The organism is Caballeronia sp. GAFFF2 (assembly GCF_023631485.1).
GTDB lineage: Bacteria > Pseudomonadota > Gammaproteobacteria > Burkholderiales > Burkholderiaceae > Caballeronia.
In genome coordinates, this window is record NZ_JALQDA010000030.1 from 20,561 (window position 1) to 36,055 (window position 15,495).

Sequence of the window (15,495 nt, forward strand, 5' to 3'; positions counted from 1 at the left end):
AAACACGGCGGACGGAACGTTGCACAACAGTTTGAAGCACACGCCACTTGCGCCATAATGCGCGCACCCTCACGAGCCGCCACCGCAGAGACCATGATGTTCAAGCCGATCCTGCTCGTCGAGGACAACCCGAATGATCTCGAACTCACGCTGCTTGCGCTTGCAAAGACCCATCTCGCCAACGACATCGTGGTGGCGCGTGACGGCCAGGAAGGCATCGACTATCTTCTTGGCGATGGCGAGTGGCGCGAACGCGTGCCGGGCAATCCCGCCGTCATCCTGCTCGATCTGAAGCTGCCGAAAATCGACGGACTCGAATTGCTGCAGCTGATCCGCGCGAACGCGTCGCTGAAAACCATTCCCGTCGTCATGCTGACTTCGTCGCGCGAAGAACGCGATCTCATCCGCAGCTATGAACTCGGCGTGAACGCCTACGTCGTGAAGCCGGTCGAGCTTGCCGAGTTCTTCCGCGCGATCAGCGATCTGGGGATGTTCTGGGCCGTGCTCAACGAGACGCCGCCCGGTTCTCCCCGCCGTGAACCATAAGGCTCAACCTCCGCCGTTCGACGCGCTGCTGTCTTTCACCGTCGATCCGAACCGATCTGGAATCTTTTTTTCGAAGGTTTTGAGGTAGCGCGCACGGGCGGCGCTCGCCTCCACACCGAGCATCGGTTCATATGGTGCCGACGCGCTTCCCTGCGCCTGCATGGCAAACCACGCGCTGGCGGCATCGCCTATTCTCGCTTCTTGCTCTTCCGAAAAGACAGCGCCTGCGTTCGTTACCAGCGCAGCGCCCATCAAGCTGAATATAAGCCGTTTCATTTTTGAATATCCGCGTTAAACAGAAAATTCGGACGCACGTGCCAAATCAACGCGCGCCGATATATGTTTTATCGGCTGATTCAAGCCAAAAGACAGGATTTACAACAAGACAAGTCTTTGAAAACGGCTAATCGGTAAAAACGAAGTAAGCGTTAACCATGCGGTCCAAAAATTTCCACAAAAAACCTAATGTCCTCAAGTTGACGGCCGTAATCAAAAATATGAAGTCAGGTTGCGGTTCCGCCAGCAGCATGCCGAACTCGATAACCGTTACTTCTAGTCGTCCGACATAGCGGGCGAGAGTAATACCAGAGCCTTAGAGAGGCCTGGGCATTAGACGAAGCGTCTGCGCACACACAAACTTCGGATCCGTCAACTGAGAGAGGCGGCTACCGATGCAGACGAAGACTCCCGTGCACCGGGCAGAAGACAGCAAAACGTAGAACCCGAGGATCATCATGACGCACTTCTTCAAGCGCTATCTCAAGGATACGCGCGGCATTACCGCCATCGAATACGGCTTGATCGCCGGCGTACTTGCGCTTGGCATCATGACCGCTGTCGGCGGCCTTGCCGGTCAACTCGAGACCACTTTCAACAGCATCACGGCCAAGCTAGCGACCGTCCATTAAGTCCGGACGTCGTACTCCCGCCATTTCCGTCGGGAAGCGCCTTGCCGTCGATGAACCGCGATCACAAGTCGCGGTGGTCCGTGCACGCCTGTAGCCATTCCGTAGGCCGGCGCGCGTTTATTTACGCGCAATCGAATCTCCGATTTCATCCGCGCGCAAATGACGTGCTTTTAAAAAGCGGCATTCAAACCGGTATTTGCTCGATGCAATTACCTCGGATAGCCGTCGAATCAAAAATATATATCTGAGAGAAAAATGAAGACATCCAGTCTCAAAGGCGAAACCATTCGCATGACCGGGGCAGCCGCGGCCGTGGCCCTGCTTCTGGCGTTGAGCGCCTGCGGGGGCTCGGGCTCGGTCAACAAATCGACGGGCGGAGCAGCCAGCCATCCGGCTGCCACCGCTTCGACCGACGGCACGCAGCAGGAGCATCCCACGACGGGCGCACGCGATACCAGCACCGCGTCGAACACCGACGCAAACGCCACGACAATCGAAGCCAGCGCAGGCGGTACTGTCGGCGCGACGGTCAAGACCGGTACGGGCGGCGGTAACGGCGGTGGCGGTAACGGTAATGGCGGTGGTGGTAACGGCGGCGGAGGCGGTGGCGGCGGCAATGGTGGCAACGGCGGCACGCCCACCGTCACGCCGCAGCCGGTCGCGCAAGTGGTCGACAAGGCTAGCAACATCGTGACCGCCGCAGGCGAAACCGTCACCGGTCTCGGCACGGCTGTTGGCGGTGCAAAAGTGCCCGGCCTCTCCGACGGCACCACCAAGAACCTCGGCGGCGTCGTGCAAAACGTGGGCGCGGCGGTCTCGACGCTCGGCGACGGCGTGGGCAATGGCATCGGCTCGCTCGGCTCCAACCCGAACGCAGTCGGCACGACCGTGACAAGCGTCGGCGGCGTGGTGCAAAAACTCGGCGATGCCGTCACGAGCGGCGGAAGCGCCGTCACGGGCCTCGGCAGCGGCCCGCTTGCTCCGCTCGCCGCCATCACGACGCCCGTTGGCGCGCTCACGAGCGGTGTCGGCGGCGTGGTCTCGCAAACCGGCGGCAATCTGACGGCCGCGTTGTCCAGCGCACCTGTCCAGCAACTGACGACGCAAGCGACGACCGCCATCGCTCCGATCACCTCGATGATCGGCACCGCGACGCAGACCGTCGGCACGGCAACCGGTGTCGGCGCACCTGCCGCTGGTCTTTTGACTGCGCTCGGTTCGAACCTCGCCGCGGGCGGCCAGAAGCTGACCGCGAGCTCGAATCCGGTCACGTCCGGCACGGGCACGCTGGTTTCGGCTGTCGGCACGACGGTCGCGACCACGGGCACGCTCGTCGGCGGCAAACCGGCAACGACGCTCGGCACTTCGCTTGGCAACACCGTCACCGGCGTGACGACTGCAACCGGCACCACACCGGTCGCGGGCGTCGTGAGCGGTGTCGTATCCACCGTGGCGGGCACCGTCAACACCGTGACGTCATCGCCTGCGACGACCTCGCTGCTGGCTCCGGTCACGACCGTGGTCAGCACGGTGCTCGCGCCGGTCGCAAGCGGCGTAAGAACCGCGCCCGCGACGACGACCGCGCCCGCAGCCGCCGCCACGACCACGACGGCAACTGTCACTGCTGGCGTGGGCGCAACGGCGAGCACGGGTTCGACCAACGGCGGCGTCGTGGGCGGCCTGCTGACGGGCGTCACCACGACGCTCGGCGGCGCGCTCGGCGGCCTGCGTCGCTAAGTCGAAGCAACGAAGCACGAAGCAAGACACGCAGCCTCGCGAAGCTGCAAATCACCGCAACTTCGCGAGGCGTGCGTCGCGCGATCAACAGTCAGACGACATACGAAGAGAATCGGAACTGAAATGGGTACCTGGAAAACGACCGCACTCGTGGCCGCACTCGCAATGACGCAGATTGCGCACGCCCAGACACCGGCCGCCGCGCCGCGCTCGAGCGTCGGCAGCAACCCGCTCGACGCTTTACCGCAAGTGAACGCTCCGGCGCGACCGCCCTCGGTCGAAGTCGAAGTCAAGGCGCCGCAACAACAGCTTCAGGAGCTGCTCGCGCGGCACATCACGCCATCGTCGATTCAGATCGAAGGCGTGAAGTCGATTCCCTTCGATGAAGTCGCCAAACGTTTCACGTCGTTCGTGGGCACCGACATCACCATCGGGCAACTGGTGGAAACCGCGAACGGCGTGACCGCGCTCTACAAGGAACGCGGCTACGCACTCTCGTTCGCGTTCGTGCCAGCGCAGACCTTCGAGAAAGGCGTCGTGCGCGTGACGATCGTCGAGGGCTACGTATCGGACATCAAGATCAAGGGCGAGCCCGGCAATCTCGAGAAGCGCATTCGTGCGATCGCAGAGCGCATTGCCGCCGACCGTCCCTTGCGTCAAGCCACCTTCGAGCGCTATATCAACGTGCTCGGCATGATTCCCGGCGCGAAGATCGATGCCACCGTCGCGCCGCCGCAGAACACCAACGGCGCCACGACGATGGAGCTCAACGTCACGCGCAAGCGCTTCAACGTGAGCACGGGTATCGACGTGAATCATCCGGGGCTGCAGGGCATTTTCAGTGCGACGGAGAACGGGCTGCTGGGACTCGGCGAATCGATCACGGCATCCGCGCTCGCACCGAAGGGCCGCAACGATTCGACTTACTACGGCATCAATGCGATGGCGCCCGTCGGTTCCGACGGCTTCGCAATGAAAGTCGATGCCTCGCATTACTACGGCCATCCAGTCGATAACCCCGGCCTGCCTTCGTATATCGAGCGCACCGTGGTGAACGACAAGCTCGCGCTGTCGGCGATCTATCCGTTCATTTTGAGCAACTCGAAGAGTCTGCTCGGCACGGCGACCGTGTATGCCACGCATGACGAAGACCGCTTGAAGAACATGATTGTCGCGGGCAATCCGCAACTTACGCAACGTTCGCAAATTCGCGTCGCGCAGTTGTCGCTCGACTACACCGGCATTCAGACAGGCGTCACGCGTCGTGTGAATGTTCAGATAGCGAAGGCATTCGATGTGCTCGGCGCATCGAAGACGGCGGAAAGCAACATCGTCGGCCTGCAACTGCAGAACCCGGTTTCGCTGACCTTCCTGCGCACGGGCGCCACCTACACGCAGACCAACGACTGGCCGTTCAAGATCGGCACGGTGGTCGCCATGACGGGGCAGTTCTCGCCGGATACCTTGCCGACCTCCGAACAGATTTCGTTCGGTGCACAGCGCTTCGCGCTGGGCTATCAACCGGGCGAAGTGTCGGGCGATTCGGGCTGGGGCGCGTCCTTCGAAGTGAACCGGCCGCTGCCACTCGAATGGGCGTATTTGAAATCGCTCACGCCGTATGCATCCGTCGACATGGCGCGCATCTTCCTGCATGGCGGTACGCCGACGCCGCGTCGCTTGTCTTCGGTGGGCATCGGCTTCCGCATTTCGGATGCGAAGCACTACAACATCGACCTCTCGGTGGCGCGTGCCATAGGCGATGCGCCCATCGAAAGTTCATCGCGTAGTCCGCGTGTCAACGCGACATTCTCGTACCAGTTGAATTGAGCGATAAGGCCTGTTTCTACGGCGTTTATCGCGCTCAAGGACAGGTACTCAGTACCGTTAAGTAGTTATTAGCAGTCGAACATAACAGAGCATTGGCGAGCAGAGAACCATGAACGACACCACGATCCGAAACACGCACGACGAATCGACCGCAAGTCGCTTCGTGCCGCGTTTCGCGCGTGATGAAGAAGGCGCCACGGCCCTCGAATTCGCGATCGTGTTTCCGCTCTTCTTTCTCATCTTCTACGCGATCGTCACCTATAGCCTCATCTTCGTCGCGCAGCAGTCGCTCACGCTCTCGGCGGAAGAAGGTGCGCGCGCCGCGTTGCGTTATCAGCGTGGCGCGACCACCGCGGCGCAAGCGCTCGATCTACGCACAGCTGCAACCTGCACCACGGCTAACGGCCTGAAGAACTGGCTCGGCTCTGCATCGACGTGTACGGCAAGCCGCGCGCCGTGTACCTACGACACGACGATGCAATGCGTCGCCGTCGCGCTGTCTTACGACTACGCATCGAATCCGCTCGTACCGACGCTGCCGCTTTTATCGCTAGCGTTGCCGGCGAAACTCACGGCGAACGCGAGCGTGCAACTCAATCCCGACAGCGTGCTTTGAACGCTGACTTTTTTTGAAGAACCGATGTCATGGCCAACGTTTCCCGCATCATTGCAATCGCGCTGTTCGCGCTGGCTGCACTGCTCGGCCTCTATGCCGTCACGTTGACGCGCGCCGCGCCCGCGTCACGCGCGCCACTCGTCATGCCGGCCGGTTCGCCCGCGGTGACGGTGATCGTCGCGGCGCACGATCTCTTGCCCGGCAAGGCGCTCACCGCCGACGATCTCACCATGCAGGCGCAAGCCGTTCTGCCCACGGATGCATTTAGTTCGGCATCCATATTGCTTGGCCGTGTGCCGGTTGTACGCGTCCCGGCTGGCAGCGCGTTGACCGATGGTGTGCTCGCGGGCGGACTCACGGCGGCTATAGAACCGGGCGAGCGCGCAATCGCGATTCGCGTCGACGAATCGAACGCGGTGAACAATCTCGTGAAGCCGGGCGATGCCGTCGATGTCTTCGTCGTGCTCAAGCGCGATTCCGTGACGGACGGAGAAATCCCCGCGAGCCACGCACGCTTGCTGCTTTCGAAAGTGCGCGTGCTCGGCTTTGGCGACAGCGTCATCGCGAACGATGCGGCCACTAATGCCGCTAACGCCACCAACGCAACGAACCATGCAACGGCCGCGCGTACCGCCGTGCTCGGCGTGCGCGTCGACGACATCGACACGCTCACGCTTGCAGAAAACAGCGGCCGTCTCTTGCTCGCGCTGCGTAACCCCGCCGATACGGCCAGCACGGACTCGCAGGCACGCAATGCATCCGCTCAGTCGCCGATAGCGCGCGCTGCGGCGGGCGTCTCGCTCGCGACACTTTCGGGCGGCACATCGCGCCCTGCGCCACCAGCTTCCGCAATGCTCGCCGGCGCGCCGATGCTCCCGCCGCTTCCCGCCGCGCTCGCAACCGGCGGTGCAGTTGCGTCGCGCAAGGTCGCGTCGGCGAGCGGCATCGAAGTCATTCGCGGCTCGCATAGCGAAACCGTGTCGAACCCCTGATTGGCCATCGAGATCATGTATCAACTTCCTCTTTCCCGCGCCGCGCGTCGTATCGCATTCGCCTGCGCACTCTCGATGCTTGCGGCCACGCCCGCAGAAGCGCGTCATTCGCACGCGTCCTCGAAGAAGCCGAACGCACAGAAGCCGCAGACGACGCCAAACCAGTCGCCCGCGCAAGCCGAAGCCATCAAACTGACCAGCGGCGCACAGAAGCCGCTCATGCTGGGACGCGCGTTGCAACGCGTCGCCGTGGGCGATCCAGCCGTCGCGGACGTGCTCGTGCTGAAGGGCAACGACGGCGTGATGCTGGTCGGCAAAGCGCCCGGCAACACCGACGTCATGCTGTGGGAACCAGGCCGCAAGACGCCGCTCACCTGGCATGTGCAAGTCGAGTCTCAAGCAAGCGCGGCACTCGTCGATGGCGCGACGCCCACCGTCAACGTGCTCGGCAACACGGCGCTCGTGCAAGGCTCGGCCGCGACGATGGAAACGCATGAACGCGCGGTCGCGGCGGCGAAGGCATCGGTGGGCAAGGACGGCGCGGTCGTCGATACCTCCATCGTTGCCACCAAGAGCGTCGTTCAGGTCGATGTCAAAGTGGTCGAGTTCAGCAAGTCGGTGTTAAAGGAAGCGGGCTTCAACCTGTTCTCGCAGAACAACGCGGGCTTTGCGTTCGGTACGTTCGCGCCGAGTTCACTCGGCAGCGCGTCGCGCAATGCGGGCGGCACACTCGATGTCACGTCCGCCTCGCCCATCGGCGCCGCGTTCAACCTGCTGCTCAATTCGAGTTCGCGTGGTCTGTTCGCCAATTTGAGCCTTCTGGAAAGCAATAATCTCGCGCGCGTGCTCGCGCAACCGACGCTCGTCGCGCTCTCCGGACAAAGCGCCAACTTCCTCGCAGGCGGTGAAATTCCCGTGCCGGTGCCGCAGTCGCTCGGCACCACGACCATCACGTACAAGCCGTATGGCGTGGGTCTCACGTTGACACCGACCGTGCTCGGACCGCATCGCATTGCGCTCAAGGTCGCGCCCGAAGCAAGCCAGCTCGACTTCGCACACGCCATCACGCTGGATGGCGTCTCGGTGCCGGCGCTCACCACGCGCCGCGCCGAAACCACCGTCGAACTCGGCGATGGCGAGAGCTTCGTGATCGGCGGACTCGTGGATCGCGAGACCGCATCGAACGTGAGCAAGGTGCCGCTGCTCGGCGATCTGCCGATCATCGGCACGTTTTTCAAGACTTTGCAGTACTCGCAGACGGATCGCGAACTCGTGATTCTCGTCACGCCGCATCTCGTCACGCCTATCGCGAAGGGCGCAGCCGTGCCGCCGTTGCCGGGCGCGTCCGAGCAACGCGACGGCAACGTGTGGCGCAGCTTCGCGGCAGGCGCGGCATCCGATGACGAAGCACCGGGATTCTCCAAATGACCGCAGCCACGCAAAGCTTCGCGCCTGAAGCCGTATCGGCGGATGAGCGCGCACGCCCTCGACTTCTGTGTGCAAGCGCGCAACCCGGACGCATCGCGCGTCTCGCCGCCGCGCTCGCCACGGTAGGCGAAGTCATGCTCGCCTCGACCGTTGCGGCGCAACTCGTGCAAGAGATTGCATCGGCCGCGCCCGCGCTCGTGTTCATCGACTTCGATACGCCCGTGGAAGCCACGATGCTCGTCGCCGAGGTTCATCGCGCGTTTCCATTGCTGCCCGTGATCGCGCTCGGTTCGGAAGCCGTCGGTGAAATCGCGCTTGCCGCAATGCGCGCGGGCGCACGCGATCTGCTCGACATCGAACCCCGCCACGCGACGCCCGAAGCCATGCAGATCGCCGCCTTGCGCGCGCTCGACATGGTGAGCCGCATCATGGCGCAAGCATCGGCAATGAGCGCGCCTGCAAGGCGCGGCAAGCTCACGGTACTGCTCGGCGCACGCACGGGCGCGGGCGTCAGCACGCTTGCAGCGAACCTTTCGGTGCTGCTGCAAAAACGCCTTGGCAAACGCAACCAGGGCGCGGCGCTGCTCGACCTCGGCCTGCCCGCCGCCGACAGCACGCTGCTGCTCGACACGCGCAGCGAACTGCATTTTCACGACGCGGTGCACAACCTGCGCCGCTTCGATGAAACCTTCGTGCATACCGCATTCGCGCGTCACGCGAGCGGCCTTGCGTTGATGACGCTGCCCGCCGATCTCGCCGAGATGCGCACCGTCTCTTACGCGGCCGCGGTCAAAACGCTCGAACGCTTGCGCGCGTTCTTCGATCATCAGGTCGTCGATCTCGGTGGCTTTTCGAATCTCGAATTCGTGAGCCATCTGATCGAAGCCGCCGACACGCTCTGGCTCGTCTGCGATGCCAACATCGCGTCGGCGGTATCGGCGGCGAGTCTTTGCACGGCGCTCGAAAGCGCGCGCGATGCCGAAAGCACGAGTCATCGCAAGCCGGAACTCATCGTCAACAAGCACGATCCGGCCTGCAATCTCGGACCCGAGGCGCTCGCCGCGCGTCTTGGGCTGCCGCTCGTGGCGACGTTGCCCGCGCGTGCGCAAGCACTCGTGCGCGCGGTGAATCAAGGTCAATTGCTCGGCGATACCGCGCCCGCCGATCCCTACGTCCGCGCCGTCGATGCCCTCGCCGCGCAACTCGCGGGAGAGCCCGTGCGCGCGTCGAACGATGTCGCGCCCGCAAGCCTCGCCCGTTTGTCGGCCAGACTTTTCAAGCGAGCCTAAGCGATGATCTCTTCCTTCGATCAGGATGTTGCCTTCGCGAGCGAAGCAGGCCCCGAAACCGTGGCCTTCGCTCACTCGCAACAGTTCCAAGATGTGGCGAGCGCCGCGCACGAGCATCTGCTTACGCGCATCGAGGAATTGGGCGCCGAGTTCGGCCGCTGGTCGCGTCAGGCGATTCAACAGTTCGTCGATACGGAAATGGACAGCTTCGTGCGGCAACGGCGCATACCGCTCAACGAAAGCGAAGTGCGCCTGGTCGCCGCCGCGTTGACTAAAGAGCTCGCAGGTTTCGGCCCGATAGAAGACTTGCTCGCCGATGCCGCCGTGGAAGACATCCTCATCAACGGCTATAGCGACGTGTACGTTTCGCGTCACGGCATGCTCGAAAAAGTGCCCGTGCGTTTCGCGGACAATGCGCATTTGCTGCGTATCGTGCGGCGCATTCTCGCGCCTATCGGCAGACGGCTCGACGAGTCGAACCCGATGGTCGACGCGCGTCTGCCCGATGGCGGCCGCCTGAACGTGATCATCGAACCGTTGTCGATAGACGGACCAGTAATCTCCATCCGCAAGTTTCGCCGCGACCCTTTGCGTCCCGACGATCTGCTAGCCAACGGCACGTTCGATGAAAACATCTCGGCGGTGCTGAAGGCTGCCGTCGAAGCGCGCTGCAATATTTTGGTCTCGGGCGGCACGAGTTCGGGCAAGACATCGCTGCTCAACGCGCTCGCGTTCTTCATTCCGAAGCACGAACGCGTCGTGACTATCGAGGACACGGCCGAGTTGTCGCTCAATCATCCGCATGTGGTGCGGCTCGAAAGCCGTCCGGGCGGCTTCGATGGCGCGGGCGTCGTCGCTATCCGCGATCTCTTGCGCAATACGTTGCGGATGCGGCCGGACCGCATCATCGTGGGCGAAGTGCGCGGCGGCGAAGTGCTCGAAATGCTTCAGGCGATGAACACCGGCCACGATGGCTCGATGGGAACCGTGCACGCGAGTTCGCCGCGCGAGTGTCTTTATCGACTGGAGATGCTTGCGGGTTTTGCCGGCTTTCAGGGCACCGAAGCCAGCTTGCGCCGGCAGATCGCCAATGCCATCGACTTCATCGTGCAAATCGGGCGGCTCTCGAACGGCAAGCGGCGCATTCTCTCGGTGACGGAAGTGACCGGCCTGTCAGACGACATCATCGCGACGCAAGAGCTTTATCACTATGAAGCGGTCACGTCGGCGGATGGCGTCGATACGGACAACTGGGCCTCGCTCGGACTGCAACCGCATTCACCGAAGCTCGCGAAGTTCCGTCAGTCGCTTGCCGCCTTGACGCGCGCCGAAGACTTCCCGCCGCAAGAAGGCCGCTTCAATTTCAGCGGAGGCTTCGGTGTCTAGCGGAATCGCACTCGTCTGCATGATCGCCGTGCTGTGCGCCGCAAGCGGCATGCTGCTGTGGATGCGCGGCTTGCAAAAACGCGACGCACGCCTCGCGCAGCATTTCTTCACGCGTCAGATGCAAACGGCAGGTACGCAGACACCGTTGCCGCCGCTTTCCGCGCGCGTGGCGCAAGCGCAGCATCGGCAAGCGGGTGAAGCCGTCGCGCCGCGCAGCGACGTTCATCGCGCGATAGAGCGCGTCATGGGCGAACTCGGCGCGCTCTTTCACCGCGCAAGCGTGCGCAAGCCGCGCGCGGCGCTCACCATGTGGGCGGCGTTCACTGGCGTGGCGGCGCTCGTATGCTGGACGCGTATCGGCATGGTGATGGCGCTCGTTGCCATCGCGATGTCGGCGGTCGGCTTCTACGCGATCCTCACGTGGCGCGCGCAGAAACGCAATCAGCGCATCGTGCGCCAGTTGCCTTCGTTTCTCGAAGGCATCGTGCGGCTCGTGACCATCGGCAATAGCGTTCCGGCGGCCTTTCAGGGCGCGGCCGCATCCGCCGACGATCCATTGCGCGAGTGCCTCGAACAGGTCATGCCGCGTCTGAAGGGCGGCGCGGATATCGATCAGGCGTTGACGGCCGTCGCGCGCATGTATCGCGTGGAGCAGTTCGAACTGATCGGCTCGGTGTTGCGCATCTCGGTCAAATTCGGTGGCCGCTCGGACGTAATGCTCGAACGCATGGCCGCGTTCATGCGCGATCTCGAACAGGCGGATCGTGAACTCGTCGCGCTATCCACCGAGACGCGGCTTTCGTCGTGGGTACTCGGCTCGCTGCCGGTCGGACTCGGCGCCGCGATCATCCTGCTGAACCCCGCCTATTTCGATGCAATGTGGACGGACGTGCTCGGCAAGAAGCTCGTCTACGGCGCGTTCGCTCTGCAGACGCTCGGCGCGTTCCTGCTGTATCGCCTCGCGCGTCTGCGCGATTGAAACAACACATGGACAACAGCATCGTGCCCGCTCAATTCGTTATCGCGCTTGCCGCCGTCGCCGCCGCACTCGGTTGCGTGCTTATCGGCGTGAACGCGTTCTCGCGGACCTTACGCTCGCGCCGCGCGTCCGGCGTGCTCGAACGCGCGCTCGACCGTCAGAGTGCGCCCGTGCAAAAAGACGACGCAAATCGGCGACCATTTCCGCGCTTTTTCTCGCTCACGGGAATGGCTCATGTCGTCGGCTCGAAGTGGCTTGAATCGCGGCTCGGACGGATGATCGTCGCCGACGAAGACCGCCGCCTGCTCGACCGCTGCGGCCATACCGATGCAAGCTCCCGCGCCCGTTTTCTCGCCGCGCGGCTCGTTGCATCGATCGTGCTACCGGCCTTCGTCGTGTTCGCATCGCACGGCAATGTGCACGGCTCGCGCTTCATGCTGACGTGCTTCGCCGCGCTCCTCGTAGGCTTCATGGCGCCGAAGTGGTATGTGAAGCGCAAGGCAACGAAGCGGCAACGGTCGATCATCGGTGAATTGCCAATGTTCGTCGACCTGTTGCGCATCCTTCAGGGCGTGGGACTTTCGCTCGATCAGAGCATCTCGGTCATCGTCAGCGACTTTGCCAAGGTGATGCCGATTCTCACGCAGGAACTCGCGCTCGCGCAACGGCAATACGCGACGGGCCGCACGCGTGAGCAGGCCATGAAACGCCTTGCCACGAGCTACGAAAGCGACGATCTCGCCGCCGTGCTGCGCCTCATGATTCAAATCGAACAGCATGGCGGCGCGGTGCAGGAACCGCTGCGGCAATTCGGCGACCGGCTGCGCGAAATGCGCCGCACGGGCCTGCGCGAACGCATCGGCAAATTGACCGTGAAGATGACGGGCGTGATGGTGCTGACGCTCTTGCCCGCGCTTCTCATCATGACGGCGGGGCCGGGCTTCATCGCCGTATTCCATTCGCTGGCCGGCTTACACAGGTAACGCGGCCAACCTTTTCAACGAGATCAGACATGAACTTCACGACCCACGCGCGCATCGGCGCCATTCTTCTCTGTGCCTTGCTTGGCGCATGCGCCTCGAAGCAGGATCGCGGCTATGGTCTCGGCGCGCAGGCCGAGCACGAAGCAACGCTCGAACGCACGAACCGTGAGAGCGCGTTGCCCGACACGCCTGGTATGTATCTGGCGTTGATCGACAAGATGCAGAGCGAAGGGATGTTCTATGCATCGCTCGCGCATATCGACGCTTACGAGAAGCGCTTCAACCGCTCCGCCGATTCCACCTTGCGCCGCGCCGATGCATTGCGGCAGACGGGACAAGCGGCCGCGAGCCGCACCGCGTACGAAGCGCTTTTGTCGACGCCGCTCGCCGCGCGTGGCTATCGTGGACTGGGCTTGCTGTCGGGTCAGTCAGGCGATTTCGACGCGGCCGCCGCGCAATTCGCGCACGCCTCCGATCTCGCCCCGACCGATGCGCCGATTCTTTCCGATCTCGGTTATGCACTGCTGCGTGCAGGCGATGTGGAGGGCGCGCGCGTGCCGCTGATGAAGGCGTCCGAACTCGCGCCGAACAGCACGAAGACCATGAGCAATGTGGCGTTGTATCTGCTCGCGAGCGGTCAGGCCGCGAATGCGCAGAGCCTGATGACGCAGCAGAAGTTTTCGCCGAACGCGCAGCAGGCTATTGCCGACGATGCAAAACGCGTCGCGGATGCGGCGCGCTCGCATCGCCCGGCAAGCATGGCCAGCGCAGCGCTGTGAGGAACTACGCCGCGGCGCTGACGGCCGCCACGCGCCGCGCCGCGAGTTCGGCTTCGGCCGATATGGGCGCGAAGCGAAAGCCGTTGCGGCCCTTGCGCTTGGCTTCGTACATGGCGCGGTCGGCTTCCGCGAGCATCGTTTCCGTGGATGTCGCATAACCCGCCGCGCACATCGCGATACCCACGCTCGTGCCGAGCTGCGCCTCGCGCTGACCCAGATCGAACGTCTTGCCGATAGCGCGGCAGATATCCTGCGCGATACGGCTGCAAGCACTCGCCGATGCAATGTCGCGCGCCAGCAAGACAAACTCGTCGCCCGCGAGGCGGCAGACCAGATCGGTCGCGCGCGTCGCTTTCTTCAGGCGGTGCGCGACTTGTCTCAGCAAGGCATCGCCCGCGTCGTGACCGTACTGGTCGTTGATGGCTTTGAAACCGTCGAGGTCCATGAAGAAGAGCGCGAACGGAATTTCTTCATCGCGCGCGGAGTGCACCGCCAGCGACAGCTGCTCTTGTAACGCGCGGCGGTTCGGCAGGCCGGTCAATGCATCGAGCATGATTTCCGAATGCATTTGATTCTCGCGCTGCTTGCGCTCCGTGATGTCCTGCGACATCACATAGAAGCCGACCACCTTGCCGCGCTCCATGTCGGGAATATAAGTCGCGCTCCACACACGTCCGGATTCCACGTTGTAGACGATATCCTCATGCGTCACGCGCTCGCCTGCCAGCACGCGCTGGAACAGCGGATAACTGCGCTCGAAAACTTCATCGCCCACGGTCTCGCGAACAGACTTGCCGCGCAGCGCCATGGGATCGAAGCCGAATACATCGCGATACACCTCGTTGTTGAAGCGGTAGCAGAGATTCGCATCGACGTGAGCGATCAGAATCGGCAGGTTGTCCGTGATCGTCTGCAACGCCATGCGGCTGCTCGTCAGTTCGCAGGTGCGTTCGAGTACGCGGCGCTCGAGTTCCTGCTGATAGTCGCGCAAAAGCTGCTCGCTATGTTTGCGGCTCGTGATGTCCTGCATGACACTCACGAAGTGGCTCGGCGTGCCGTCGTGATCACGCAATAGCGCGACGCTCAGGTGAATCCACACGGTGCCGCCATCTCGTTTGCGATAGCGTTTTTCAAGCGAATACGTTTGACGCGCACCACTCAGCAGTTCCGCGACGAGTTGCAAGTCGGCGGCAAGGTCCGCTTCTTCCGTGATCTCCTGGAAGGTCATGTGCACGAGTTCGCTCGCGCTGTAGCCGGTGATCTCGCACAGCTTCGGATTCACTTCGATGAAGCGCCCGTCGAGATCGACGATAGCCTTGCCCGTCGGCGTCTGCTGGAAGATCGTATGGAAGCGCGTTTCCGAAAGCCTCAAACGGCGGCGGTCGTTCTCCTGGACTTCGCGCGTATCGCGGGCCGCTTCGCGTTGCACGAGTTCGCGCTCGACTGTCGCCGCCAGATCGCACAGCGCGGCACGCAGATTGGCGGACAACGTGCGCGGCTTCGTATCGATGGCGCAGAGTGTGCCGAGCACGAGACCTTCGGCCGAACGCAGCGGCACGCCCGCATAAAAGCGCACGAAGGGCTCGCCCGTGACGAGCGGATTGCTCGCGAAGCGTTCATCCGCGAGGGCATCATCGACGACGAGAAGCGCCTCGGAATGCACCGCATGCGAACAGAACGATACGTCGCGCGCGGTTTCGCACACGTCGAGCCCTACTCGCGACTTGAACCACTGCCGGTGTTCATCGACGAGCGACACCAGCACGATAGGCACCTGCAACAGCTCCGCGACGACGCGCGTAATGCGGTCGAATACTTCTTCTGGCGGCGTATCGAGCACGTCGATACTCCGCAATAATCGCAGCCTCTTTTTTTCGTTCGCGGGCAGCGGCGCTACATGCCATGTATTCACGATCGGTCGAATGCTCGTTACGGTTGCGATGAACCGTTGCGCTGTCTGGCGACGCAACGGGGGTTTCTTGCATCGCACTCTAACGTTCTCGAATGAAAACCAATTCGCCGATT

General features: G+C 62.8%; 14 protein-coding genes. 12 read left to right on the forward strand and 2 right to left on the reverse strand.

The features are described from left to right. The first annotated feature begins 96 nt into the window (after positions 1-96). Positions 97-546, forward strand: coding sequence for a response regulator (locus NCT04_RS22315; RefSeq protein ID WP_250468034.1), 450 nt, complete (start codon positions 97-99; stop codon positions 544-546). Positions 547-549: 3 nt separating this feature from the next. Here NCT04_RS22315 and NCT04_RS22320 read toward each other — a convergent pair whose 3' ends face one another. Further along, entirely contained in the window at positions 550-798 is a 249-nt protein-coding gene (locus NCT04_RS22320) for a DUF3613 domain-containing protein (protein ID WP_250468035.1), read from the reverse strand. Between the two features lie 482 nt (positions 799-1,280). On the opposite strand from NCT04_RS22320, the gene NCT04_RS22325 reads away from it, so the two are divergent. The 11 genes from NCT04_RS22325 (at position 1,281) to NCT04_RS22375 (ending at position 13,470) form a co-directional block, all read left to right on the forward strand. Continuing rightward, positions 1,281-1,454, forward strand: a complete 174-nt coding sequence (locus tag NCT04_RS22325) for a Flp family type IVb pilin (RefSeq protein ID WP_244831914.1) — start codon at positions 1,281-1,283, stop codon at positions 1,452-1,454. A 255-nt stretch (positions 1,455-1,709) separates the two neighbouring features. Further along, positions 1,710-3,191 (forward strand): collagen-like triple helix repeat-containing protein, encoded by a 1,482-nt coding sequence (locus NCT04_RS22330; protein WP_250467765.1) that lies wholly within the window; start codon positions 1,710-1,712, stop codon positions 3,189-3,191. Positions 3,192-3,302: 111 nt separating this feature from the next. Beyond that, positions 3,303-5,018, forward strand: coding sequence for a ShlB/FhaC/HecB family hemolysin secretion/activation protein (locus NCT04_RS22335; RefSeq protein ID WP_404989381.1), 1,716 nt, complete (start codon positions 3,303-3,305; stop codon positions 5,016-5,018). 109 nt (positions 5,019-5,127) lie between these two features. Next, positions 5,128-5,634: a TadE/TadG family type IV pilus assembly protein gene (locus NCT04_RS22340; RefSeq protein WP_244831917.1), complete on the forward strand. Its 507-nt coding sequence runs from the start codon at positions 5,128-5,130 to the stop codon at positions 5,632-5,634. 29 nt (positions 5,635-5,663) lie between these two features. After that, positions 5,664-6,626, forward strand: a complete 963-nt coding sequence (cpaB, locus tag NCT04_RS22345; protein WP_250467767.1) for a Flp pilus assembly protein CpaB — start codon at positions 5,664-5,666, stop codon at positions 6,624-6,626. A 15-nt stretch (positions 6,627-6,641) separates the two neighbouring features. Further along, complete coding sequence (locus tag NCT04_RS22350) at positions 6,642-8,054, forward strand: type II and III secretion system protein family protein (protein WP_244831919.1); 1,413 nt, start codon at positions 6,642-6,644, stop codon at positions 8,052-8,054. Continuing rightward, positions 8,051-9,343 (forward strand): CpaE/TadZ family protein, encoded by a 1,293-nt coding sequence (locus NCT04_RS22355; protein WP_250467768.1) that lies wholly within the window; start codon positions 8,051-8,053, stop codon positions 9,341-9,343. Before NCT04_RS22350 ends, NCT04_RS22355 begins: the two co-directional genes overlap by 4 nt. 3 nt (positions 9,344-9,346) lie before the next feature. Then, on the forward strand, positions 9,347-10,729 hold the full coding sequence (locus tag NCT04_RS22360) for a TadA family conjugal transfer-associated ATPase (RefSeq protein ID WP_250467769.1): 1,383 nt from the start codon (positions 9,347-9,349) through the stop codon (positions 10,727-10,729). Then, positions 10,722-11,708: a type II secretion system F family protein gene (locus NCT04_RS22365; protein WP_250467770.1), complete on the forward strand. Its 987-nt coding sequence runs from the start codon at positions 10,722-10,724 to the stop codon at positions 11,706-11,708. Before NCT04_RS22360 ends, NCT04_RS22365 begins: the two co-directional genes overlap by 8 nt. Before the next feature lie 8 nt (positions 11,709-11,716). Then, positions 11,717-12,691, forward strand: a complete 975-nt coding sequence (locus NCT04_RS22370) for a type II secretion system F family protein (RefSeq protein WP_244831923.1) — start codon at positions 11,717-11,719, stop codon at positions 12,689-12,691. Positions 12,692-12,720: 29 nt separating this feature from the next. Then, complete coding sequence (locus tag NCT04_RS22375; RefSeq protein WP_244831924.1) at positions 12,721-13,470, forward strand: tetratricopeptide repeat protein; 750 nt, start codon at positions 12,721-12,723, stop codon at positions 13,468-13,470. 4 nt (positions 13,471-13,474) lie between these two features. On the opposite strand, the gene NCT04_RS22380 is transcribed toward NCT04_RS22375, so the two are convergent. After that, entirely contained in the window at positions 13,475-15,310 is a 1,836-nt protein-coding gene (locus tag NCT04_RS22380) for a diguanylate cyclase domain-containing protein (RefSeq protein ID WP_250467771.1), read from the reverse strand. Between the last annotated feature and the right edge of the window lie 185 nt (positions 15,311-15,495).

Coding starts and splice junctions, on each gene's coding strand:
- NCT04_RS22315 (WP_250468034.1), top strand. CDS start 97: ATGTTCAAGCCGATCCTGCTCGTCGAGGACAACCCGAATGATCTCGAA.
- NCT04_RS22320 (WP_250468035.1), bottom strand. CDS start 798: ATGGGCGCTGCGCTGGTAACGAACGCAGGCGCTGTCTTTTCGGAAGAG.
- NCT04_RS22325 (WP_244831914.1), top strand. CDS start 1,281: ATGACGCACTTCTTCAAGCGCTATCTCAAGGATACGCGCGGCATTACC.
- NCT04_RS22330 (WP_250467765.1), top strand. CDS start 1,710: ATGAAGACATCCAGTCTCAAAGGCGAAACCATTCGCATGACCGGGGCA.
- NCT04_RS22340 (WP_244831917.1), top strand. CDS start 5,128: ATGAACGACACCACGATCCGAAACACGCACGACGAATCGACCGCAAGT.
- cpaB (WP_250467767.1), top strand. CDS start 5,664: ATGGCCAACGTTTCCCGCATCATTGCAATCGCGCTGTTCGCGCTGGCT.
- NCT04_RS22350 (WP_244831919.1), top strand. CDS start 6,642: ATGTATCAACTTCCTCTTTCCCGCGCCGCGCGTCGTATCGCATTCGCC.
- NCT04_RS22355 (WP_250467768.1), top strand. CDS start 8,051: ATGACCGCAGCCACGCAAAGCTTCGCGCCTGAAGCCGTATCGGCGGAT.
- NCT04_RS22360 (WP_250467769.1), top strand. CDS start 9,347: ATGATCTCTTCCTTCGATCAGGATGTTGCCTTCGCGAGCGAAGCAGGC.
- NCT04_RS22370 (WP_244831923.1), top strand. CDS start 11,717: ATGGACAACAGCATCGTGCCCGCTCAATTCGTTATCGCGCTTGCCGCC.
- NCT04_RS22375 (WP_244831924.1), top strand. CDS start 12,721: ATGAACTTCACGACCCACGCGCGCATCGGCGCCATTCTTCTCTGTGCC.